Origin of the sequence: Paractinoplanes maris (genome assembly GCF_023544465.1) — a bacterium.
GTDB lineage: Bacteria > Actinomycetota > Actinomycetes > Mycobacteriales > Micromonosporaceae > Actinoplanes > Actinoplanes maris.
The window spans coordinates 498,264-519,211 of record NZ_JALPVL010000008.1 but is presented as its reverse complement, the minus strand read 5'-3'; the positions used below and the strand labels follow the sequence as shown (position 1 = coordinate 519,211).

Sequence of the window (20,948 nt, the reverse complement as noted above, 5' to 3'; positions counted from 1 at the left end):
GCGGACATGGGCAAAGGCGTTCGCATTCAGGAACTTCCCGGCCTCGGCACCCGGTACGACGTCGATCTGCACTCCGGCAGCGACCGCGTCTCGATCGTGGTCGGCCGGGACGGCAAGCGGCACCTCTACGTGTTCACCACGGCGGGCGACGACCCGGCAGCGGTGATCGAGCTGACCGAGGAACAAGCCCGCAAGGTCGGCGCCGTGCTCTCCGGCACCTTCTTCGTGGACTGACCGCGTGCACGCGAATCTCATCGGGCTGGGCGCCCTGATCCTGGTGGCCGGCCTGCTCGCTCGTCTCGGGCGCCGCATGGGCCTGCCCACCGTCCCCTTCTTCATGCTGGCCGGCATCCTGCTCGGCCCGAGCACCGGCGGTCCGGTCGCCTTCGAGCACCCCGAGGACCTCGACATCCTGGCCCTGTTCGGGCTGGTCGTGCTGCTGTTCCACCTCGGCCTGGAGTTCCCGGTCGAGCAGGTTCTGGGCAGCGGTAAACGGCTGTACTACGCGGCCGGGGCCTACATCGGCATCAACATCAGCGCCGGGCTCGGCCTCGGTTTCGCCCTCGGCTGGGGGGTCAAGGAAGCCTTCGTGATCGCCGGCGCGGTCGGCATCTCGTCCTCGGCCATCGCCACCAAGCTGCTCATCGAGATGCGCCGGCTGGCCAACGCCGAGACGCCGGTCATCCTCGGCATCATCGTCATCGAGGACCTGTTCCTCGCGCTCTACCTGGCCCTGCTCAGCCCGATCCTGTCCGGCGCCAGCTCGGCCGGCGAGCTGCTGCTGCGCATCGGCATCAGCTTCGGCTACCTGGCCGTGCTGTTCGCGGTGGCCCGATGGGGGGCCAAGTGGATCGGCAAGGTGCTCGACAGCCGCGAGGACGAGCTGGTCGCGATCATCATGATCGGCCTGGTCGTGCTGATCGCCGGCATCTCGGCCGAGATCGGCGTCTCGGACGCCATCGGCGCGCTGATGATCGGCCTGGTGGTGGCCCGCACCTCGATCCGCGAGCGGGCCGAGCGCATCGTCGTGCCGCTGCGCGACGTGTTCGCCGCGATCTTCTTCATCGCGTTCGGCACCAGCATCGACGTCGGCGAGATCGGCTCGGTCATCGTGCCGGTGATCATCGCCATCGCCATCACCGTCGTCACCAACATCACCGCGGGCCTGATCACGGCCCGGCTCTTCGGGCTCAACCAGCGCGGCGCGGCCAACGTGGGCCTGACCGTGCTCGGCCGCGGCGAGTTCTCGCTGATCCTGGCCACCCTGGCCATCGGGGCCGGGCTCGACGAGCGGATCGGCCCGTTCATCGCGCTCTACGTGCTGATCCTGGCCGTGCTGGCGCCGATCCTGGCCGCGAACTCCAAGTACCTGGCCCGGATCATCCCCGACCGGCTGCTGCACGACCGCTGGCGGTATGTGCGCGAGGAGACGATCAGCACCGCCTGCACCCACCTCGACCGGATCCAGATCACCGAGACGGACGAGGACGAGTGCGGGGAGTGTGTCGAGCTGGGTGACACCTGGGTGCAGCTGCGCATGTGCCTGACCTGTGGCCTGGTCGCCTGCTGCGACGACTCCAAGAACAAGCACTCCACGGCGCACTACGAGGACAGCCGGCACCCGCTGATCCGCTCGCTGCAGGAGGGCGACGGCTGGCAGTACTGCTACGAGGACCAGTCACTGGTCCGCGAGCCCGCGGGCTCAAGCCGATCCTGAGTATCCCCGCTCTGGTGTCCGGCCCGGCCGGCCCGGAAGGCTGTCACGCATGAATGTGGGGATCACCGGGGTCGCGTACGCCCTGCCGGCCCGGACCGAACTGACCGACGACCTGCAGCAGCGGGTCACGGCGGGACTGCCCGTGCCGGCCGGGCTGTTCCGCCGGACGACCGGCATCCGGCAGCGGCACGTCGCGGCCGACGACGAGTACGCCTCCGACCTGGCCGTCGACGCCGCGACCAAGGTGCTGGCCGAGACCGGCACCGACCCGCTCGACGTCGACCTGCTGCTGTTCGCCAGCGCCACCCGCGACATGACCGAGCCGGCCACCGCGCACGTCGTGCAGGCCGCGCTGGGCAGCCGGGCCCACGCGCTGGACGTCACGAACGCCTGCAACAGCTTCCTCAACGGCATCGACCTGGCCCGCTCGATGATCCTGGCCGGCCGGGCCGGCAAGGCGCTGGTGGTGACCGGCGAGACGCCGACCCGGGCCAGGCGGCCCCGACTGCACGGCCTGGCCGAGGCGCGTACGGCGTTCGCGGGTTACACGTTCGGCGACGCGGGCGCGGCGGTGCTGGTCGAGCCGGTCGGCACTGGCGGCATCCTCGACATCGACGTCGAGACGCACTCCGAGCACTGGGCGGTCGGCGGCATCTTCGGCGGCGGGTCGCGGCACCCGCGGGGCGAGGAGCACACCTATTTCACCGGCGACGGCCACCGGCTGCGCGAGGTCTTCGAGCGGATCGGCGCCGGCCTGATCGACCGGGTCGCCGCGCGCACCGGGCTGGGCTGGGACGACTACGCGAAGGTGCTCGTGCACCAGGTGACGCTGCCCTACCTGGAGCGCTTCGTGGCGGTCACCGGGGTGCCGCGGGACAAGCTCGAAGTGACCGTGGGCGAGCTCGGCAACATGGCCTCGGCTTCGATCGGGGTGCAGCTGGGACGCGTACGCCCGGGTCTGAGCACCGGCGACCGGGTGCTCCTGGTCGGCCTGGGCGGCGGCGTCAGCCTGATGACCATGGTCTGGGAGGTCTCGTGAGCACGCCGCTGTGGGTGATCGTGCCGGCCTACAACGAGGCCGCGCGGATCGGCGCCACCCTGGCGGCGCTGGCCGCGCAGACCGACACCGACTTCACGCTGCTGGTGGTCGACAACGGCTCGACCGACACGACCGGCGAAGTGGTGCGGCGGTTCCGCGCGCCGTTCCCGGTCCACCTGCTCGTCGAGCGCGAGAAGGGTGTCGGCTGCGCGGTCGACACCGGTTTCCGGCACGCGATCGCGGCCGGGGCGGTGCACCTGGCCCGGACCGATGCCGACTGCCTGCCCGCTCCGGGCTGGGTCGCCGCGGCCCGGGCCGCCCTCCGGCGAAGCGACGGCCTGGCCTGCGGCCGGATCACCGCGCGGCGCGACGAGCACGGGCCGTTCGGGCGCGCGTTCTTCCGGCTGCTGGTGGTGCTCGCGGCGAGCTTCGGCCGGCTCCGCCCGGCGCACGCGGGCGGCGGATACCAGGCGCCGTACCGGATGCACGCCGGCAACAACATGGCCATCACCGCCGCGCTGTACGAGGCGTGCGGCGGGATGCCCCGGCGCCCCTCCCCGACCGACCGCACGTTCCTCAACCGGGTGCGGCGCACCACGCCGGCGATCGTGCACAGCCGTCACATGGTGGTCGCCAACTCGACCCGCCGGATCAAGGCGTACGGGGTGGTCGGCACCGCGAAGTGGTATCTCGACAAGGGCAGCGGCACCCGCACGGCGGACCCGCGCTGATGCTCACCGACCTGATCGCGAGCCTGCACGAGGACGACACCGACCCGGCGCTGCCCGGCACGACCCGCGGTGACCTGGCCCGCCTGATCCGGGGCTACGCCGTCGCGCTGGCCGCCGAAGGCCTGGTCGCCGGGGACACCGTCGCCCTGGCCGTACGCCCGGGGGCGCGCTCGCTGGCCACCCTGCTCGCGGCGTACCACCTGGGTCTGCGCATCGCCGTGCTCGACCCGACCGCCGGACCCGAGGTGGTGCGGGCCCGGCTCGCGCTGGCCGCACCGCGGCTGGTGCTGGCCGACGCGGCGGCCCAGGCGGTGGCCGGGTGGGCGGCGCCGCTGGCCCGCCGGGCGCATCTCGCCCTGCCCGACCTGAGCACGATCGCGCCGGTCAAGACCGTCGGGCGCCGGCTTCCTGGTGCGCCGCCGGCTCTGCGGCCCCTTCCGGGCCGGAGTCCCCAGCCGTACGACGGTGACGGCGACGCCGTGGTCGTCTTCACCTCGGGCACGACGAGCCGGCCGCGCGCGGTCGTGCACACGCGCGCGTCGATCTCGGCCGGGATGGCCGCCGTGCGCGACCTGGTGCGCCCGGTGCCGGGGTCGCCAGTGCTGGGCGGCACGTTCTTCGTGCTGCTGCCGTCGCTGGCCGGCGGGGCGCCGGTGGCGTTACCGGCTCGGCGCGGGCTCCGCCGCCAGCTGCGGTCGCTGGAACCGCAGGCGGTGTATCTGACGCCGCCGCAGGTGCGGGCCGCGCTGGCCGACGGCTGCCGCTTCACCGGGCGGGTCTACAGCGGGTCGGCGCCGGTGAGCGCGTCGCTGCTGACGGCGGTGCGCCGGGCGGGGGCGCGGGAGGCGTGGGGGGTCTATGCGCTGACCGAGGTGTTCCCGGCGGCGGCCGTCGAGTCGGCGGCCAAAAGTGCCTACGACGGCGACGGCGACCTGGTCGGCGAGCTGCTGCCGGGCGTACGGGCCCGGGTGTCCGCAGCGGGCGAGGTGCTGCTGGCCGGGCCGACCGCGGCCGACCGCTATCTCGGCGAACAACGGCCGGCGTGGGTGGCGACCGGCGACATCGGCCGGGTCGACGGGCGCACGGTGGTGCTGGGCGGCCGGGCCAAGGACATGATCCTGCGCGGGGCCGAGAACATCTATCCCGGCCTCTACGAACCCGCGCTGCACGTGCCCGGCGTGGAGCTCGCCCTGCTGGTCGGCGTGCCGGCCGGCGACGGCGACGAACGCGTGGTCGCGGTCGTCCAGCCGGCCCCTGGCACCGCCCCAGATGAGCTGCGCGAGGTCCTGCGCGAGCCGCTGGCCCGGATGGGCTCGGCCCGGCCGGACGCGGTCGTGTTCGCCCGCATCCCGCTGGCCGGCCGATCCCGCAAACCCGACCGCGCCGCCGCCTCGGCCCTGGCCGCCCGCCTCGCCGAGGCCGGCCCGGATCGTCGCGGGGGTGCCCGATGACCGGCTCGGCCCTGGCCGCTGGCCCCGTGGGAGCCGACCCGGATCAGCGCGGAGAGCGCCTGACGACCGGCTCGGCCCTGGCCGCTCGCCTCGCGGAAACCGGTCCGGCTCTGTGCGGGGGTGCCGGATGACCGGCTCGGCCCGGAGGCGGGACCGGCGGGTCTATCTGGGTAGTCATCCGGTGTTGTTCGCCCTGCTCGCGGCCACTCGGCGGCGGCCGGTGCGGCGGCTGGGGCACACCGTGGTGGTGCACGATCAGGAGGCGTTCCGGGCGGCGCTGACCCGGGTGCCGCTCGATCGCACGGCGGCCGGCACCACCGGTGGGGCGGCGGGCGAGCTGGCCGGGGCCGGGGCGCTGTTCGATCAACAGGGAGTTGAGCACCGGGACACTCGCCGGGACACTGCGGCGCTGTTAGGGGCAGCCGGGATTGCGAAGGTGCGGCCGATCTGGCGGAAGCTGCTCGACGACCGGCTGCCGGCCCTGGAGACCGGGGGCACGGTTGATCTCGTACCGCTGACCGCCGAGATCGCCGGGGCCACCGCGGCCGAACTGCTCGACCTCGGCGTCGATCCGGTCGAGCTGGCCGGGGCGGCCCGGTCGGCGGCGGCCGCGGCCGCTCGCACGCACCTGCCGGGGCCGCGCCGATGGTGGAGCTCGGCCGACGGCCCGGCCGAACGGCTGCTCGACCTGGTGGCGCCGGGGCGACCGGCCGACGCGGGGCTGACCGCGATGCTGGCCGTGGCGGCGATCAACACGACAGTGGCGGCCCTGCCGCGCGCGGTGGCCTGGGTCTGTGACGACGGCCTGTGGGCCCACGCGGACAACCCCGCGCTCGTGGACGAGTTGCTGCGGGTGACCGCCGCGACCCCGCTGCTGCCCCGGGTGGCGGCCGGGGACGCGGAGCTCGGCGGCTGCCCGGTCCAGGCCGGCGACCGGCTGCTGTTGATCGCCCGGCACGCGGCCGAGGCCCACAGCCGTGACCCCGACCCGGAGCATCCGGCCCCGGCCCGGACGTCCCAGCTGGTCTTCGGCGTCGGCCCACACGCCTGCCCCGGGGCGGGCCTGGCCCGCGCACAACTGGCCGACCTGCTGACGGCGCTCGCGCCCTACCGCCCGGTGGTGGTCCGAGCGCGAGCCGACCGCCAGGCCGCTCTGCCGGGCTGGCGCTCGCTGACAGTTCGCGGCACGGCATGAACAGGCGGCAACACGATCGTCCAGGACACAGCACGAACGGGCAGACCCGGAATCGCGCAGTGCCGGGCACGATCGGCGGCGGAGTCCAGCGGGGCCGGGCATGAGGATCGCGGTCACTGGGGCGAGCGGCTTCTGCGGGGGCGTTGTGGCGCGGCTCGCTGCCGAGTCGGGTGCTGACGTGGTTTGTCTGGGGCGGCGGCCGGGGCCGGTCGGTGAGCACGTCTTCTGGGACGCCGCGGCCGGGACGCCCGATCTGGCCGGCGCCGACGTCGTGCTGCATCTCGCGGCCGCGGTCGGCGATTCCGGGCCGGAGCAGGAGTTCGCGGCGGTCAACGTCGACGGGACCCGGCGGCTTCTCGAGGCGGTGGCCGGCACGACGCCCGTGGTCTGGGTGAGCAGCGCCAGCGTGTATCGGCCGGGCCCCTACCCGGCACCGGTCGCCGAGGACCACCCGACCGACGGGCAGCGCACGGCTTACGGGCGGACCAAGGCGGCCGGCGAGCGGCTGGCCCTGGCCGCGGGCGCGGTGGTGTTGCGGCCGCGCGCGGTCTACGGCGAGGGCGACCCGCATCTGCTCCCCCGGCTGCGCCGCGTGGTCAAAGCCGGTCAAGCGTGGCTGCCCGGCCCGGATGTGCCGCTGAGCCTGACCGCGGTCGAGAACCTGGCGTCGGCCTGCCTGGCCGCGCATCGGTGGCCGCCCGGCGCTTACAACATCGCCGACGCGACGCCCTACTCGCGCGACGCCGCGGTGGCCGCTGTGCTCGGTGTGCCGGTGCGGCACGTGCCGGTGCGAGCGGCGAGGACGGTCGCGCGGACCGGCTTGGTGCCGGCCCTCACCCCGTACGCGATGGACCAGCTCACCGACGGCCTGGTGCTCGACACCGCGCGCGCCCACGCGCAGGGCTGGGCGCCGGGGGCGGGGCTCACGACGTCGTGACGACCCGGGAGCGGGCGACCGTCGCGGCCAGGGTGCCGTCGCTGCCGTGGCGGGTGGTCACCATGTCGACCGAGAAGACGTAGCGGGTCCGCCGGTCGAGGCCGGTCACCGTGGCGGTCTTGTAGCCGCAGGTGGTGCCGGGGGTGACGACGGTCCAGCCGACGTCGCGCTGCGGACCGAGCTTCGCGTCCTGGCTGATCGCCGTGATCCGGTATTCGACGATGTTCGACGTGGCCGGGTCGTACCAGGTGACGGTGCCGCTGGTGGCGCCCACGGTGGCGTCGGCACCGTTGATCACGTTGCCCTTGACCGGCGGGCAGGTCGAGGTGCCGGTCGCCTTCGCGGTGGGCGTGTTGGTGGGCAGCGGCAGGAAGCCGCTCGGGAACGGGCTCCGGGTGCCGGTCGCCCGGGCCGGGACCGACGACGGGGCGGCCTTGCCGGTGGACAGCACGACCCACGGCGCCGCGCCGTTCTCGCTGGGGGCGGCGCTCGGCGTCTCGCTGCTGCCGCATCCGCCCAGCACGAGCGGGGCGGCGACGAGCCCCAGCCAAAGACGGCGCACGCGGCCTCCTCGCGATCGGATCCGTTCCAGGATTCCGATCGTCCGGCGCGACGATCCGCTTAGCTGTATACGCGGGTGGGGCTGATCAGGACCGCGGTGCGACGCTGCTCCCGCATGACCTGGTCGTACTCGTCCCAGTTGTCGTGGCTGCCCCCGGCCGCGGCGAAGATCTCGCGCAGGAGCAGGCGCAGGCCCTCGGCGTCGAGGTCCGGCTGCGGGTCGTCGGGCCCGGCCAACTGGGCGCGGCCCTCGACCGCCGCCCATTTCCAGCCCTGCCGGAAGCCGACGGTCACCTGCGGCCGCTCCCGCAGGTTGGCCAGCTTGACCGGCCCGTACGTCACGAAGGCCAGCACCGGCTCGCCGCGGGTGATGATCCCGGTGTTGACCAGCGAGGTCTGGATGCTGTGATCGGCGCGCAGCGTCGACACCAGTGCCAGACCCGAGTCACCGCGGCTGAGCTCCCAGGCTTCGGTCAGCGTGATCCCCATGGGGGGAGGTTAACTCGGTTGCCGGTCGGGCTGCCGCGCGTGCCTGTACTGCTCCCGGGCGCGGGCCGCCAGGTCCTTGGTGGCGGCCGAGTTGACCCAGGTGCCGAGCACGATCGACGCGCCCGGGATCATCTTGGCGAAGATGCGCCTGGCCGCGTGGACGCCGGCCATCTGGGCCAGCTTGATGCCCAGCCGCATCATCACGCCGGTCAGCGGCCGCGAGGCCGCGCCGGCGAAGAGCTTGACGGCGCGCTCCCGCCCGGCGGCGACGCCCAGGGCGAGGCGGGCCGACTGGGCCACCTTGTGCACCCGCTGGAGAACCAGCAGCTCGGTGGCCCGCTCGGGAGCGGTCGGGTCGTGGCCGTGAGCGGCGGCGATGTGCAGCACCATGCGGGCTTGGTTCCAGGCCAGCACACCGACGTCGAGCACCGCGCCGGGCAGGCCGGCGACGCCGGAGACCGCGCCGGAGATGCGGGCGAGGGTGGTGAAGCGCTTGACGGCCAGGTCGGCCAGTTGGTCCGGTGAGCGGTCGGGGTGCTCGATCCGCATCCGCTCGGCCCAGGCGGCGGCCTCGGGGCCGAGGCGGCGAACAGCCTCCAGGGCCAGGTGCTCCGGTGCGAACTGCGGGTCGGCCTTCATCCGCGACCAGAGGGTGCCGGGGGGCGCGTCGGTTTCGGTGATCACGGGGAGATGGGAGGGGTCGGTCACCAGATCGCTCCTAGGGGGTAGGGAACGTTCCTTTGCCATTGTGCCGTGCACATGCACGTGCACGCGACCTTTGGTGATCGTTGTGTTCAACCAGAGACCTGTCCGGCCGATATCTCAGAGCGTGACGACCGACCGCCCCGTGGCCCCGCTGCGCGTGACGCCCCTGCTCGCCACCGGCGCAATCGTGCAGGTCATGGCCATTCTTCTCTATGCGGTCAACGCCAGCCGGCCGATGTTCAGCCCGGCCTGGGGCTGGCTCCCGGCCATCACCCTGGCCGGCGTGGCGGCCGTCACATGCCTGCAGGCCGCCCGCACCCCGGGCCTCGACCGGCCCGCCGTCCGGCTGTGGCGATCCATCGCGGTCTGCGCGGCGCTGGTCGCGCTGGGCGTCGTCGGCGACACCCGGCAGAGCGTGGTCGACCCGGCCCGGGTCACCCAGCAACAGCACGATCTGCTCTCGTCGATCTGCTACGCCGGGGCCATCGTGGCCGTCATCTGGGCGCTGTTGCGCCTGCCGCTGGGTGGCAGCCGCCGGACCACGACCCGCTTCATGCTCGACGCGATCACGATCGGTGTCACCGTGAGTGTCTTCGCCTGGTATTTCACCGTACGGGCGATCGACAGCGGCGGCGGTCAGCGGACCACCGTGCCGATGCTGATGCTCGCCGTCCTCGGGCTGATCGTGGCCCTGGCCATGGTCAAGGTCGCGATGACCGGCATGGGCGGCCTGGAGTACGGCACGTTGGGCTGGTTCGCCGCGGCGGCCATCGTCGGCACGGTCGGCGGCGGCCTCTTCCCGCTGGTGTTCGACGCGCCGACCGGGCTCAGCGGTTCGCAGATCTTCGTCCCGATGACCATGCTCTGCGTCGCGTTCGCGGCCGACCGGCAGCGCCGGTCGGCCGGCCTGCCGCCCCGGCCGGCCCGGCGCCGGCTGTTCAGCGTGGTCCCGTACGCCGCGGTGGCCGCCACCGACGGCCTGCTGCTGTGGGTCAGCGGCGACTCGGGTCGCATCGTGTTCGTCGTCGCCGCCGGCGCCTCGCTGCTCACCGCGATGGTCGCGGTCCGCCAGATCGGCGCGCTGCGGGAGAACGGCCGGCTCCTGCACCGGGTGGACCAGCAGCTCACCCAGCTCAACCGCTACCAGGACGAGCTGACCCACCGGGCCACCCACGACGGCCTGACCGGGCTGGCCAACCGGGCCCTGTTCGAGCAGTCCGCGCAGGACCTGCTCACCCGGGGCGAGCCGCTCTGCCTGGCCCTGGTCGACCTCGACGACTTCAAAACCATCAACGACCGGCTCGGGCACGCGGTCGGCGACGCCTTCCTGACCGCCATCGCCGACCGTTTCCGCGAGCAACTGCGCGCCGGGGACCTGGCCGCGCGGCTCGGCGGCGACGAGTTCGGGCTGCTGATGCCCGGACTGACCAGCACCGAGGCGGTCGCCGTGCTCAGCCGCCTGAACGAGGCGATGGGCCGGCCGCTGCGGGCGGGCGGCCACGAGCTGCTGGCCCGCGGCAGCATCGGGGTGGCCGAGGCCTGGCCCGGCGCCACCGCGGCCGAGCTGCTGCGCCGGGCCGACGTCGCCATGTATGCGGCCAAGGACGCCGGCAAGGGCCGGTTCGCCGTCTACGACGCCGCGCTCGAGCGCACCCACGAGGCCGACCAGCAGCTCGGCGCCGACCTGCGCCGGGCCCTCGCCGCGGACGAGTTCACGCTCGTCTTCCAGCCGATCGTCACGCTGCCCGCCGGCACCTGGACCGGGCTGGAGACGCTGGTGCGCTGGCCGCACGGCGAGCTCGGCCCGGACGCCTTCATCCCGATCGCCGAGCGCACCGGCCTGATCGTGCCGCTCGGGTCCTGGATCCTGCGGACCGCGCTGAGCCGTCTGGCCGAGTGGGACGCCGAGTTCGGCGAGGCGGCTCCCCGCCATCTGGGGGTCAACGTCTCGGCCCGCCAGCTGCGCGAGCCCGGCTTCGCCATCGAGGTCCGCGACGCGCTGGCCGAGTTCGGCGTGCGCCCCGGCCGGTTGGTCGTCGAGGTCACCGAGACCGCGGTCTTCGACGGGGGTGTGGCGCTGGACACCCTGCTCGCCCTCAAGGAGCTCGGGGTGCGGGTGGCCCTGGACGACTTCGGCACCGGCCATTCGTCGCTCGGTCTGCTGCGGACGGTCCCGGCCGACACGTTGAAGGTCGACAAGTCCTTCGTGGCCGGTATCGGTGGCCGCTCCGAGGAGGCGGTGATCGCCAGTGCGATGATCCAGATCACCGAGGGCCTGCACCTGCAGGCCGTCGCCGAGGGGGTGGAGACCGCCGCCCAGGCCGGCCTGCTTCACGAGCTGGGCTACCGTTTTGCTCAGGGGTACCACTTCTCCCGCCCGCTGCCGCCGGCCGAGGTGCGCTCGCACCTGGCCCAGAAGCAGTTGGCAAGATCGTCCATGGCCCGGAATTAATCGCCGGGTGCGGTTGTTCGCACGGTTTACCCCTCGATGAAACACAGGAGGCCTCGACGTGCTCGATCCGAACGAGCTCTACGAGCTGGCCGAAGACCTGCCCGAGCTCGCCGAGCCGGTGCTGGTCCAGGCCCTCACCGGATTCGTCGACGCGGGCAGCGCGATCCAGCTCGCGCGCGAGAACCTGTTGGAGCGCCTCGACAGCCAGGTCGTCGCCACCTTCGACCTCGACCAGCTGCTCGACTACCGTTCCCGCCGCCCCCCGATGATCTTCGACGAGGATCACTGGGTCAGCTACGAGGAGCCCAGCCTCGCCCTGCACCTGGTGCGTGACCAGCTCGGCACCGAGTTCCTGCTGCTCGCCGGGCCCGAGCCCGACCTGCAGTGGGAGCGTTTCATCGCGGCCGTCACCGGCCTGGTCGAGCGGTTCGGCGTGCGCCTGACCGTGGGGCTCAACGCGATCCCGATGGCCGTGCCGCACACCCGGCCGGTCAGCGTCACCGCCCACGCCACCGACAAGTCGCTGCTCGGCGACCGCGAGCCCTGGCTGCAGAAGGTCCAGGTGCCGGCCAGCGTCGGCAACCTGCTCGAGTTCCGTCTGGGCGAGAGCGGCCACGACGCGATGGGCTTCGCCGCCCACGTGCCCCACTACCTGGCCCAGACGACCTATCCGGCCGCGTCCGAGCTGCTGCTCGACTCGGTGTCGTCGACCACCGGCCTGGCCCTGCCGACCGGTGAGCTGCGCGAGGCGGCCAAGGCCGTCCGGGAGGACGTCGACAAGCAGGTCGCCGACGACGAGCAGGCCGGCCGCCTGGTCACCTCGCTCGAGGCCCAGTACGACGCCTTCCTGCGCGGCCGCGAGGGCAACCTGCTGGCCGACGGGGACCGCCCGCTGCCCACGGCCGAGGAACTCGGCGCCGAGCTGGAGCGCTTCCTGGCCGAGCAGCAGAACCGCGACAACGAGTAACGCTCAGCCCTTGGCCATGAAGTCCAGGGCGCGCGGGATGTGCCTGTCCCAGAAGGACCACTCGTGCCCGCCCGGCTCGAACTCGCTGTCCAGCGGGAGGCCGGCGCGGGCGCACGCGTGCACGAAGCGCTCGTTCTGCTCGAACAGGTGATCGCCGGTGCCGCACCGCAGCATCAGGCGCGGAAGGGTCGCCTTGTCGGCCCGCTCGAGCAGGTGGAACAGGTCGTCGTCGGTGCCGGTGGTGTCGCGACCGGCGAAGACCCGCTCCATCACCTCGCGGATGTGCGGGCGGTCGTCGTGCTGCTGGAGCCACGGCACGTCGAGCGCGCCGGAGAGGCTGACCGCGGCGGCGAACTGCTCGGGCCGGCGCAGTGCCCACTTGAAGGCGCCGTAGCCGCCCATCGACAGCCCGGCCACGAAGGTGTCCTCGCGCTTGTCCGAGACGTTGAAGAACCGCTGGACCACGCGCGGCAGCTCGTCGGACAGGAACGTCCAGAACTTCAACCCGTACGCCTCGTCGGCGTAGAAGCTGCGGTGCACCTGCGGCATGACGACGGCGAGCTGGTGGTCGTAGGCGTACCGCTCGATCGAGGTGTATCTCGTCCAGGCGGTGTGGTCGTCGGTGAGACCGTGCAGCAGGTAGAGCACCGGCGGCGGGGTCGGACCCTCCTGCGGCAGCACGACGGTCATGGACGTGGCGAGGTCGAGCGACTCGGCATAGAAGTCAACGTGGATCAGGGCCATCGCCCCAGTCTGCCCGAGCGTTACAGCAGCGCGCGCAGCCGCCCGGCGAACCCCTCGGGATCGGTCAGATGGCCGAACGCGCCTTCCGGCACCGGCCCAGCGGGGCCCGGACCGGCTCCGGCGACGGCCAGGCGGCGGGTGGGTGGTTGCTCCCGCCACCCCGCGTACGCCTTCAGCAGCGCCGGATCCCGCCGGGGCTCGGCGAACGGCCGGTAGTGCTCGGGCACCGCGGCCAGCCCGGCCGCCGCCACCAGGTCGTCGACCGTGCCCGGCAGGCTGCCGTGCGGCTCGTCCAGGGTCAGCACGCACTGGGTGGCATACCGGTCGGCGAACGCCACCGCCAGCCAGGCCGCCGTGCCGTGACCGACGACGATCGGCGCCCGGTGCAGCTGCAGGCCCAGCACGAGCCCGGCCAGGTCGTCGGCGATCCGCTCGAGGCTGTAGTCGAGGCGCGGCGGGCACTGCCCGTGACCCGGCAGGTCGGGCGCGATCACCGTGCACTCGCCGGCCAGCTCGGCCGCGACCGGCCACCACATCGTGCGGTCGAAGAGCAGGCCGTGCAGCAGGAGCACCGGCCGCCCGAACTCGCCCCACCGGTCGTAGACGATGCGGTTGAGCGGGCTGTTCGTGGCGTGCGTGGAGCGGCGCGGCGGCTGTGGCTGCATGGGCGTCGGTCCTTCTCTGCCGGGAGGGAGAATGGTGCCTATACCCGGGAAACGGATCGGCACGCGCCGAAGCCACTGCCGTTACGCGACGTTTATCGAATCACCAGCTAACTGGCAGTGATGGCGATGGTCAGCGCGCCCGCACCGACCATGACACCGGCCCACAGGCGATCCATGTTGAACCAGGCCTTGCGCAGGATGGCGACGCCGACGAACTCGTAGACGCCGACGGCCAGCGCGGCCATGACGGCGAACATCGCCAGCGTGTGCACCCCGGCCGCGGCCAGCCCTTCGAGTGCCGCCAGCGGGGTGCCGTCGACGCGCATCCCCGGCATGGCGTGATCGGCGTGCGCGCCGGCCGCGCCGACGGCCAGCACCGGCAGCAGCATCAGACCGGCGCCGTGGGCCGAGGACATCAGGAACGACCAGCCGGCCAGCTGCGCGGTCGACAGGCGCATGCCGGCCCACCGGAAGTGCCGCTCGGAGAGCAGGCGCCACAGCCCGAACACCACCAGCACGGCCCCGCCCACGATGCCGACGACGTTGCCGGCCACGACGGACTCGGTCGCCGACACCACCGAGGCCACGATCGCCACCGAGGCCAGGTGGCCCAGGGCGATCGGCGGCAGCGACCTCAGCAGGACGCCCCGGGACCGCTCCTGCATGCCCCGGGCGACCGCGAACAGCCAGCCCATGGCCGGGTTGAGCCCGTGAAAGGCGCCGAGCCCGGCCAGGACCGCGATCTGCCCCCCGCTCACGCGGAGGGGAAGCAGTACGAGTCGGAGCTGGCGTCGCCACCCTGCAGACGGGTCTGGTGCACGCGACGGCCGCGGAAGTCGTCGCCGTGCGGGAAGAACGCCGGGTCCACCGTCAGCCCGCCGCCGTCGGCCACATCGAGCTTGGCCAGCCAGGCGCCGACCCCGTCCGGGTAGAACTGGTCGTCCCAGGAGCCGTAGAGCGAGTTGGTCACGTAGACCCGCCGGCCGTCGCGGGACACCTCGACCATCTGCGGGCCGCCGGCCAGTCGCTCGTCCGGGAACGACGGGTGGGGCACCCGGCCGACGATGCCGCCCAGCCGCACCGAGCCGGTCTCGACCGGGCGGAACGGGTCGCTCACGTCGTACTGCTTGAGCTCCCCGGTGCCCCAGCAGGACACGTACAGGAACTTGTCGTCGACCGAGAGATCGATGTCGGTGACCAGGGGTGGCACGGCTCCGAAAGGTTGGAGCGCCGGGGGCAGATCCTCGGTGGCGGCGGGCTCGGCCGGGATGTCGATCACCTTGGTGACCTGGAACTCGCCGCCGTCGCGGTGCCACACCCAGACCGACGCCGACAGGTCCTCGACGCTGACGACCACGCCGACGAAGCCGTACTCCCGGGTGGGCTCGTGGGCCGGGCGCAGCTCGAGCGTCATCTGGTATTGGTCACCGAGGTCGACCGACTGCACCAGGGTGCGCTTGGCCAGGTCCCAGAAGTGCAGCCGGTGGCCGTACTTGCGGGCCAGCAGCAGCTCCGAGTTGATCCCGTCCTCGATCATGTCGGGCGTGCCCCACTCGGACGTGACGAGCACGTCGCGGGTCAGGTGCCACCAGAAGTCGTACGCGAGATGCTGGTCTCCCCGGTCGGCCTCCCACTGGCCGCGGACCTCGAAGGTGGTGTGGTCGAGGACGGCGATGCCGCCCGGACCGCCGCCGTCGGTGCCGTTGCCCAGTGCCGAGACATAGATGCCGTCGGGTCCGCAGTGGATGGTGTGCGGCCGGGAGTAGTTCGCCTTGGACGCGAGCTCCTCGGCCGCGATCTCCTTGACGACGCGCGGCGACCGCGGGTCGTCCTTGGTGTCGATCACGTAGATCCGCGACGACCGCAGGCCCGGCACGATCAGGTAGCGCCGCTCGACGTGCGGGTGCGGGGCAGTCGGGCAGAGCGCGCTGCTGCACGCGTTCCATCCGAAGTGGTGCAGCTCGTCGCCGGTGTGCGGCAGGTCGGTCCAGCCGACGACCCGGCCGTACGTCTCCGAGCCGGGGTCGGTGTCCACGACGGCGATCGCGTCGGGCTGCTCGCCCGCGCGGTCGAAGGCGGCCACATAGGCCAGCGTCTCGGCCGGGGCGCCGGCCGCGTCACGAGGGGTCGGATAGAACGTCGGATCAGGTGTCCACCGGGTCATTCCGCCATCCTCGTCCCGGCGGCCCGCACGTGAACAGGGTCACAAGTGTCAAGAGGTTGTCAACGGGGGTCCAGCGGCAGCCGGACGAGCACGGTGGTGCCGCCCTCGTGGTCGGCCAGCTCGATGCTGCCGTGATGCCGGCTGACCACCGCCCGGCTCAGCGTCATGCCCAGACCGGTGCCCGGGATGGCCGAGTCGCGGGCCCGGCTGGTGCGGTAGAGGCCGGTGAACAGCTTCTCGCGCTCGTCGGTCGACACGCCCAGCCCGGTGTCCGACACCGCCAGCTCCGCGGCCCGGCCGGTCGCCTTGAGCGTGACCCTGATGTGGCCGCCGTCGGGGCTGTACTTGACCGCGTTGCCGAGCAGGTTGTCCACCACCTGGCGCAGCCGCTTGCGGTCGCCGGGCAGCACGAGCTGCTCGGGCAGGTCGTCGTCGATGACCAGCGGCGCGCCGGCCACCGCGGCCCGCGCCTGGGCGACCGAGTCCCGCACCACGTCGGCCAGGTCCATCGGCATGAGCTGGACGTCGGCGTGACCGGTGTCGAGGGCGGACAGCTCCATCAGCTCGTTGATGATGTCGCGCAGCTGGTTGGTGTTGCGCTCGATCACCTCGATGAGCCGCGGCCCGTCCTTGATCAGGCTCACCTCGTCGGCCTCGCGCAGCAGCTCGGTGTAGGCGCTGATCGACGTGAGCGGGGTGCGCAGCTCGTGCCCGACCAGGGCCAGGTATTCGTTCTTGCTCCGGATCAGCTGCCGTTGCAGGTCGTCGACCAGGTTCTTCTCGACGAACTGACCGATGTGCGCGGCTATCCCGGACATCAGGGCGAGCAGCTCGTCCTCCGGGTCCTCGACGGTGTCGGCGAAGACCGTCAGCACCCCGAGGATCTCGAACCCTTCCCGTACGGGCACCGCCAGCGCCGAATGCAGGGCGCCCGACGCGGCGGTCTCGGGCGAGATCAGGCTCTGCGGCCGGCCCACGTCCCGGATCCACAACGGCTTGCCGGCCTGCCACGCCCGCCCGGCCAGGCCCACCCCGAAGGCCAGGTCGGCCGGCACCTCGATGTCGGACTGCCAGCCGGGCGCACTCCACCGGGCGGCCGGCCGCACGACCGCGGCCGCCTTGTCGACCAGCCACAGCTCGGCGTGCACCCATTCGAGCGTGCTGACCACGGCTTCGAGCACGCGCGGGCCGGCCGCCTCGATGCTCGGCGCGTCGGCCAGCGCCGTGGTGACCGCCAGCTCGCAGGTGCGGAAGCGCTCGACCCGTTTGCGGCGGGTGACGTCCTGCACGGCCTGGACCGCGCCGACCGTCTGCCCACCCGGCCCGGTGATCGGGTGCGCGTCGACCAGGTAGTGCCGGACCCGGCCGTTGAGCCCGGGCAGCACCACGTCGCTGTCCCGCTGGTGCTCGCCGCGCAGGGCGCTGAGCAGACCGAGATCGGCACCGGCGGGCCCGATGTCGGCCCAGATGCGGCGCATCCGCTCGTTGACGAAGACCACCCGGCCCTGCTCGTCGCAGGCGGTCACCCCGTCGTGCAGGCTGTCCAGCACCGCGTCGAGGAAGCGGCGCTGGCGGTCGATCTCGTACCGGGAGAGCTGCTCGGTGATCAAGAGCGCGCCGACCACCGCGGCCTCGGCGATCGAGGCCCGCTCGCCGGCCGACCAGGTGCGGGGCCGCACGTCGCGGGCGCAGCAGACGGCCAGGACCGCGCCGTTGCGGTCGCGCATGGGATGGCCGAGGTAGGCACCGGTGCAGCCGGGCGGCACCCGTCCGTCGGCCGAGAGGTCGTCGACCACCAGCGGCTCGCCGGTCTTGACCACGACCGAGGCCAGCGTGCCCTCGAGCGGGATCTCCGGGCGCGTCTCGGCGGTCAGGCCGTATCCGCCGTACAGCCGCAGGGTGTCCTCGTGGACCAGGTGGATGACGCCGATCGGGGCGTCGGCGGCCCGGGCCAGCAGGCCGGCCAGCTCGTCGCCACCACCGCCGTCCAGCGAGGCCGGGTGCAGCTCGGCGACCTCGTGCAGCAGGTCCTCGTCGAGGCGCCCGGTCCCTGACGACACCTCGGCGTCTTCCACGCCACCAGCCTATAAGGCGCTAATTGCACTTAAGACCTGTTTGGGGTACTACGACGGTAGCGCAGGTCGGTGATGGGGCGCCCGGCCCCGACGCCGCGCCGCTCGAACTTCGTCTCGGGGCGGCCCGCGCGGTCGTGGTCGAGCGGTTCCAGGCCCGGATCGGCGTCGAGGGTCTCGGCCATCGCCTCGGCGTAGTGCGGCCAGTCGGTCGCGCAGTGCAGGACGCCGCCCGGACGCAGCCGGTCGCGCAGCAGGGCGACGTTCTGCGGCTGGACGAGCCGGCGCTTGTGATGACGGGCCTTCGGCCACGGGTCCGGGAAGAAGATGTGGACGGCGTCGAGGCGGCCGGGGGCGAGGCGGTGCACCAGCTGCATGGCGTCGCCGCGGGCCACCCGTACGTTGGGAAGGTCTTGATCCTGGATCTCGGCCAGCAGGTTGCCGATGCCGGGCGTGTGCACCTCGATGCCCAGGTAGTCGCGGTCCGGGTCGGCCGCGGCCATCGCGGCCAGCGTGTCCCCCATGCCGAAGCCGATCTCGAGGACCTTGGGCGCGCCGCCACCGAAGAGCTCGTCGAGGTCGAGCGGGGTGCGGTCGCCGTCGAGGACGGTCACGCCATGGCTCGGCCACAGCGCGGAGTGCGCGTCGGTGTGGCGGGAGCTCATCCGGCCCCGGCGCGGGTGGAACGTGCGGATCGGCGGGTGGGTCACGCCTGTCTTTCTACGCCGAGACGTCGATCCGGCTCGCGCCGCCCTGGCTTTCGGAGAGGTACGCGAGGGCCTTGGACAGGTAGGCGGCGACCGGGTTGGGGCCGCCGGTGCGCTCGTAGCGCCGGTTGAGGTCCTTGAGGTAGAGCGCACCCGCCTCCTGGCCCGGGGCGAGACGGCCCGCGGCCCGCTCGGCGGCCAGGATGGCGGCGAAGGCGGTGGCACCCTGCTGGGCCGGGTCGCGCACCCCGGTGACCTGGAAGATCAGCTCGCGGTCGCGGCCGGTCAGGTTCTCGTCCGAGCGGCCGGCCGGCTTCTCCGGGCGCGGGGTCCGGTGCAGCGGCGTGAACGGCGAGTGAGGGGTCCGGGCGGCGCCCAGTCCGGAGACGGTCATGCCTGCTCCTCAGCAACGTGCCTACTCCCGGTCACCACCCCTATCGGCAACCTCGCCGGACCGGCTTAGCGCACCGGTTGCACACTGGGCTGCGAGCCCTCGTGGAAGGGGGCGCGGGCGCCGGTGGCCAGGCCGACCACCAGGACCCAGGAGCCCTTGCCGTACTGGCCGGTGACCACCGCCCGCTTCGTGTCGAGATAGGCCATCTCCCGGTCGAGCGCTCCCCCGACGGTCCGCTTGGCCCTGGTCCTGGTGTCGTACTCGACCAGGTGCACGGGCCGGTCGGCGGCCTTCGTCTCGCCCTTCTCGTAGGCGGTCCAGGCCAGCTTGGCCCCGTCCGCCCGCCAGCTGGGCACCACGGCGAAGCCCTTGTTCTGCAGGCTGCCGCCGCCATAGGCGGCCACTGTCTGCTCACCGCCGGTGGCCACCGTGCCCAGGCTCAGGCAGGCGTCGTAGACCGACTCGCAGTCGCCGCCCCGGAAGGCGACCCGGGTGCCGTCGGGCGACCAGGCGACCGCGTCGTCGGTGCTCAGGCGCTCGCTCAACGACCCGGTCCGCGCGGTGACCGGGGCGGTCTCAGCCGGCAGGTCCTCCCCGCGGCAGTCCCGCGGGAAGAGGACCTCGGCCGCGCCCCCGGTCGCGGCGATCCGGTAGACGCCCGGCCCACCCGAGCAGGACAGCGAGGCGAAGGCGATGGACTTGCCGTCCGGTGCCCACGACGGCCCGCTCGCCGGCCGGCTCGACAGCTTGCGCTGCCCGCCGCCGTCCGCCCGCATGACCCAGAGCAGCCCGGTCCGCAGATAGGCGATCGACTTCCCGTCGGGCGACCAGCGAGGCCGCGCGTGGCCGCCGCCGGTGGTGAGCCGCTTCTCCGCGGGGCCCTTGCTCACATAGATGTCCCCGCTGCGCACGTACGCGACCAGGGTGGCCAAGCTGGGGGCGGCGACTCCCACGACCGCGCCGCCGGCCTGGGCCGCGACCGGGTGCAGCAGCGCTCCCGCCGCGACCCCCGCCAACGCCAAGTTCTTGACCAGCACCTTCATGACGAACGCCCCCCGACGCGCCGGACCTGCTATGTACACCGAGAGGATCGTCGCAACCGTTCTGCTCCTAAGGCATTCCTCGCCCGAAACCCGGAAATCCCACCGTTCCGGTGAGCCCGGCCTACTGGTCGTCGCCCTCGGCGAGCTGTTTGATCGTGGCCAGCCGGGTGTCCCAGCGGCGGGCGGCGGCGGCCATCCAGCGGGCCGTCTCGTCCAGACGCTCGGACCGGACGGTGTAGCGCGTCTCGCGGCCCTGGCGCCGCGCCGCCACCAGGCCGGCCCGCTCGAGGACGGCCAGGTGCTTCACCACCGCCTGCCGGGTCACCGTCCGGCCGGCGGCGAGCACCGTCGCGGTCGCCTCCGGCCGGCCCGCCAGCTCGTCGAGCAGGCTCCAGCGGGTCGGGTCGGCCAGGGCGGCCAGCACCTGCAGCTCGGCGGTCACTTCTCGGCGTACTCCTTGACGATCTCGACGATGCCGCTCCAGCCCTCGGCGTGGCTGTCGTAGCCGGCCGTCGCCACCCGTTCGGCCGGGATGGTCAGCGCCGCGAAGCCGGTCTCGACCACCCGCAGGCGGGTGCCCTCGGCCTCGGGCTCCAGGAAGAACTCGACCAGCGTCGAGTTGCTCTCGTCGGCCACCTCACCCGGGTAGGCACTGGCCCACCGGTAGGACAGGTAGCGCGGCGGCTCGACCGCGACGATCAAGGTCGGGAAGACTCCGTACTGCCCGTGGTCGAGCCGCATGGTCCCGCCCGGCCGCAGATCGATCTCGGCCGGCTCGCCCGGCCCGAACCACACGCCGACGTGGTGTGGCTCGGTGATCACCGCCCACACCCGCTCCACCGGGGCCTTGACGAACGTGTCGCGCTCGATCCGATCGTTGGTCATACCGACTCCCTCTGTGAGAATGCGCAACCC

The 20,948-nt window shown here is 73.0% G+C and carries 22 protein-coding genes; 9 read left to right on the top strand and 13 right to left on the bottom strand.

From position 1 onward, the window contains the following. The first annotated feature begins 6 nt into the window (after nt 1-6). The 7 genes from NAG42_RS25320 (at nt 7) to NAG42_RS25290 (ending at nt 7,070) form a co-directional block, all read left to right on the top strand. Complete coding sequence (locus NAG42_RS25320) at nt 7-234, top strand: cation:proton antiporter regulatory subunit (RefSeq protein WP_250033473.1); 228 nt, start codon at nt 7-9, stop codon at nt 232-234. Between the two features lie 4 nt (nt 235-238). Further along, nucleotides 239-1,717 carry a cation:proton antiporter domain-containing protein gene (locus NAG42_RS25315; protein ID WP_250033472.1) on the top strand — a complete coding sequence of 493 codons (1,479 nt, stop codon included), beginning with the start codon at nt 239-241 and terminating at the stop codon, nt 1,715-1,717. A 49-nt stretch (nt 1,718-1,766) separates the two neighbouring features. Then, the gene (locus NAG42_RS25310; RefSeq protein WP_250033471.1) at nt 1,767-2,756 is read left to right on the top strand and encodes a 3-oxoacyl-ACP synthase III family protein; all 990 of its coding nucleotides are present in this window, start codon (nt 1,767-1,769) and stop codon (nt 2,754-2,756) included. Next, on the top strand, nt 2,753-3,487 hold the full coding sequence (locus NAG42_RS25305) for a glycosyltransferase (RefSeq protein WP_250033470.1): 735 nt from the start codon (nt 2,753-2,755) through the stop codon (nt 3,485-3,487). Before NAG42_RS25310 ends, NAG42_RS25305 begins: the two co-directional genes overlap by 4 nt. Further along, a complete protein-coding gene (locus NAG42_RS25300; RefSeq protein ID WP_250033469.1) occupies nt 3,487-4,938 on the top strand; it encodes an AMP-binding protein in 1,452 nt (483 codons plus the stop codon). Before NAG42_RS25305 ends, NAG42_RS25300 begins: the two co-directional genes overlap by 1 nt. 127 nt (nt 4,939-5,065) lie before the next feature. Next, entirely contained in the window at nt 5,066-6,133 is a 1,068-nt protein-coding gene (locus tag NAG42_RS25295; protein ID WP_250033468.1) for a cytochrome P450, read from the top strand. Between the two features lie 100 nt (nt 6,134-6,233). After that, nucleotides 6,234-7,070 carry an NAD-dependent epimerase/dehydratase family protein gene (locus tag NAG42_RS25290; RefSeq protein ID WP_284045803.1) on the top strand — a complete coding sequence of 279 codons (837 nt, stop codon included), beginning with the start codon at nt 6,234-6,236 and terminating at the stop codon, nt 7,068-7,070. Here NAG42_RS25290 and NAG42_RS25285 read toward each other — a convergent pair. Genes NAG42_RS25285 through NAG42_RS25275 form a run of 3 tightly spaced genes read right to left on the bottom strand, consistent with a single transcriptional unit; the run spans nt 7,057 to nt 8,759 of the window. Then, a complete protein-coding gene (locus NAG42_RS25285) occupies nt 7,057-7,632 on the bottom strand; it encodes a fibronectin type III domain-containing protein (protein ID WP_250033466.1) in 576 nt (191 codons plus the stop codon). The two genes, NAG42_RS25290 and NAG42_RS25285, sit on opposite strands and share 14 nt — an antisense overlap. A 59-nt stretch (nt 7,633-7,691) precedes the next feature. Further along, nucleotides 7,692-8,120: a TIGR03618 family F420-dependent PPOX class oxidoreductase gene (locus tag NAG42_RS25280; protein ID WP_250033465.1), complete on the bottom strand. Its 429-nt coding sequence runs from the start codon at nt 8,118-8,120 to the stop codon at nt 7,692-7,694. Nucleotides 8,121-8,129: 9 nt separating this feature from the next. Beyond that, nucleotides 8,130-8,759 carry an EcsC family protein gene (locus NAG42_RS25275; protein ID WP_250033501.1) on the bottom strand — a complete coding sequence of 210 codons (630 nt, stop codon included), beginning with the start codon at nt 8,757-8,759 and terminating at the stop codon, nt 8,130-8,132. A 190-nt stretch (nt 8,760-8,949) separates the two neighbouring features. Between NAG42_RS25275 and NAG42_RS45050 the strand changes: the two genes are divergently transcribed. Both NAG42_RS45050 and NAG42_RS25265 read left to right on the top strand, forming a co-directional pair. Beyond that, on the top strand, nt 8,950-11,277 hold the full coding sequence (locus tag NAG42_RS45050; protein ID WP_250033464.1) for a putative bifunctional diguanylate cyclase/phosphodiesterase: 2,328 nt from the start codon (nt 8,950-8,952) through the stop codon (nt 11,275-11,277). Between the two features lie 58 nt (nt 11,278-11,335). Then, entirely contained in the window at nt 11,336-12,244 is a 909-nt protein-coding gene (locus tag NAG42_RS25265; RefSeq protein ID WP_250033463.1) for a proteasome assembly chaperone family protein, read from the top strand. Nucleotides 12,245-12,247: 3 nt separating this feature from the next. On the opposite strand, the gene NAG42_RS25260 is transcribed toward NAG42_RS25265, so the two are convergent. The 10 genes from NAG42_RS25260 to NAG42_RS25215 form a co-directional block, all read right to left on the bottom strand. After that, a complete protein-coding gene (locus NAG42_RS25260) occupies nt 12,248-12,988 on the bottom strand; it encodes an alpha/beta hydrolase (protein WP_250033462.1) in 741 nt (246 codons plus the stop codon). 20 nt (nt 12,989-13,008) lie between these two features. Continuing rightward, on the bottom strand, nt 13,009-13,653 hold the full coding sequence (locus NAG42_RS25255) for an alpha/beta fold hydrolase (RefSeq protein ID WP_250033461.1): 645 nt from the start codon (nt 13,651-13,653) through the stop codon (nt 13,009-13,011). A gap of 107 nt (nt 13,654-13,760) precedes the next feature. After that, nucleotides 13,761-14,411 (bottom strand): hypothetical protein, encoded by a 651-nt coding sequence (locus tag NAG42_RS25250; protein ID WP_250033460.1) that lies wholly within the window; start codon nt 14,409-14,411, stop codon nt 13,761-13,763. Beyond that, nucleotides 14,408-15,817, bottom strand: a complete 1,410-nt coding sequence (locus NAG42_RS25245; RefSeq protein ID WP_250033459.1) for a selenium-binding protein SBP56-related protein — start codon at nt 15,815-15,817, stop codon at nt 14,408-14,410. The genes NAG42_RS25250 and NAG42_RS25245 overlap by 4 nt, the downstream gene beginning before the upstream one ends. Before the next feature lie 59 nt (nt 15,818-15,876). After that, entirely contained in the window at nt 15,877-17,892 is a 2,016-nt protein-coding gene (locus tag NAG42_RS25240) for an ATP-binding protein (RefSeq protein ID WP_250033458.1), read from the bottom strand. A 29-nt stretch (nt 17,893-17,921) separates the two neighbouring features. After that, nucleotides 17,922-18,554, bottom strand: a complete 633-nt coding sequence (gene trmB / locus NAG42_RS25235) for a tRNA (guanosine(46)-N7)-methyltransferase TrmB (protein ID WP_250033500.1) — start codon at nt 18,552-18,554, stop codon at nt 17,922-17,924. Nucleotides 18,555-18,609: 55 nt separating this feature from the next. Further along, nucleotides 18,610-18,990 carry a hypothetical protein gene (locus NAG42_RS25230; protein ID WP_250033457.1) on the bottom strand — a complete coding sequence of 127 codons (381 nt, stop codon included), beginning with the start codon at nt 18,988-18,990 and terminating at the stop codon, nt 18,610-18,612. A 65-nt stretch (nt 18,991-19,055) separates the two neighbouring features. Next, the gene (locus tag NAG42_RS25225) at nt 19,056-20,033 is read right to left on the bottom strand and encodes a TolB family protein (protein WP_250033456.1); all 978 of its coding nucleotides are present in this window, start codon (nt 20,031-20,033) and stop codon (nt 19,056-19,058) included. Nucleotides 20,034-20,154: 121 nt separating this feature from the next. Next, entirely contained in the window at nt 20,155-20,475 is a 321-nt protein-coding gene (locus NAG42_RS25220; protein WP_250033455.1) for an ArsR/SmtB family transcription factor, read from the bottom strand. Continuing rightward, nucleotides 20,472-20,918, bottom strand: coding sequence for an SRPBCC family protein (locus NAG42_RS25215; RefSeq protein ID WP_250033454.1), 447 nt, complete (start codon nt 20,916-20,918; stop codon nt 20,472-20,474). The genes NAG42_RS25220 and NAG42_RS25215 overlap by 4 nt, the downstream gene beginning before the upstream one ends. Nucleotides 20,919-20,948 lie beyond the last annotated feature (30 nt).

What these genes read in the sequence shown, in the direction of transcription:
- NAG42_RS25310 (WP_250033471.1), top strand. Translation starts at nt 1,767, where the DNA reads ATGAATGTGGGGATCACCGGGGTCGCGTACGCCCTGCCGGCCCGGACC.
- NAG42_RS25280 (WP_250033465.1), bottom strand. Translation starts at nt 8,120, where the DNA reads ATGGGGATCACGCTGACCGAAGCCTGGGAGCTCAGCCGCGGTGACTCG.
- NAG42_RS25300 (WP_250033469.1), top strand. Translation starts at nt 3,487, where the DNA reads ATGCTCACCGACCTGATCGCGAGCCTGCACGAGGACGACACCGACCCG.
- NAG42_RS25215 (WP_250033454.1), bottom strand. Translation starts at nt 20,918, where the DNA reads ATGACCAACGATCGGATCGAGCGCGACACGTTCGTCAAGGCCCCGGTG.
- NAG42_RS25275 (WP_250033501.1), bottom strand. Translation starts at nt 8,759, where the DNA reads ATGAAGGCCGACCCGCAGTTCGCACCGGAGCACCTGGCCCTGGAGGCT.
- NAG42_RS25295 (WP_250033468.1), top strand. Translation starts at nt 5,066, where the DNA reads ATGACCGGCTCGGCCCGGAGGCGGGACCGGCGGGTCTATCTGGGTAGT.
- NAG42_RS25230 (WP_250033457.1), bottom strand. Translation starts at nt 18,990, where the DNA reads ATGACCGTCTCCGGACTGGGCGCCGCCCGGACCCCTCACTCGCCGTTC.
- NAG42_RS25255 (WP_250033461.1), bottom strand. Translation starts at nt 13,653, where the DNA reads ATGCAGCCACAGCCGCCGCGCCGCTCCACGCACGCCACGAACAGCCCG.
- trmB (WP_250033500.1), bottom strand. Translation starts at nt 18,554, where the DNA reads ATGAGCTCCCGCCACACCGACGCGCACTCCGCGCTGTGGCCGAGCCAT.
- NAG42_RS25320 (WP_250033473.1), top strand. Translation starts at nt 7, where the DNA reads ATGGGCAAAGGCGTTCGCATTCAGGAACTTCCCGGCCTCGGCACCCGG.
- NAG42_RS25245 (WP_250033459.1), bottom strand. Translation starts at nt 15,817, where the DNA reads ATGACCCGGTGGACACCTGATCCGACGTTCTATCCGACCCCTCGTGAC.
- NAG42_RS25225 (WP_250033456.1), bottom strand. Translation starts at nt 20,033, where the DNA reads ATGAAGGTGCTGGTCAAGAACTTGGCGTTGGCGGGGGTCGCGGCGGGA.
- NAG42_RS25290 (WP_284045803.1), top strand. Translation starts at nt 6,234, where the DNA reads ATGAGGATCGCGGTCACTGGGGCGAGCGGCTTCTGCGGGGGCGTTGTG.
- NAG42_RS25260 (WP_250033462.1), bottom strand. Translation starts at nt 12,988, where the DNA reads ATGGCCCTGATCCACGTTGACTTCTATGCCGAGTCGCTCGACCTCGCC.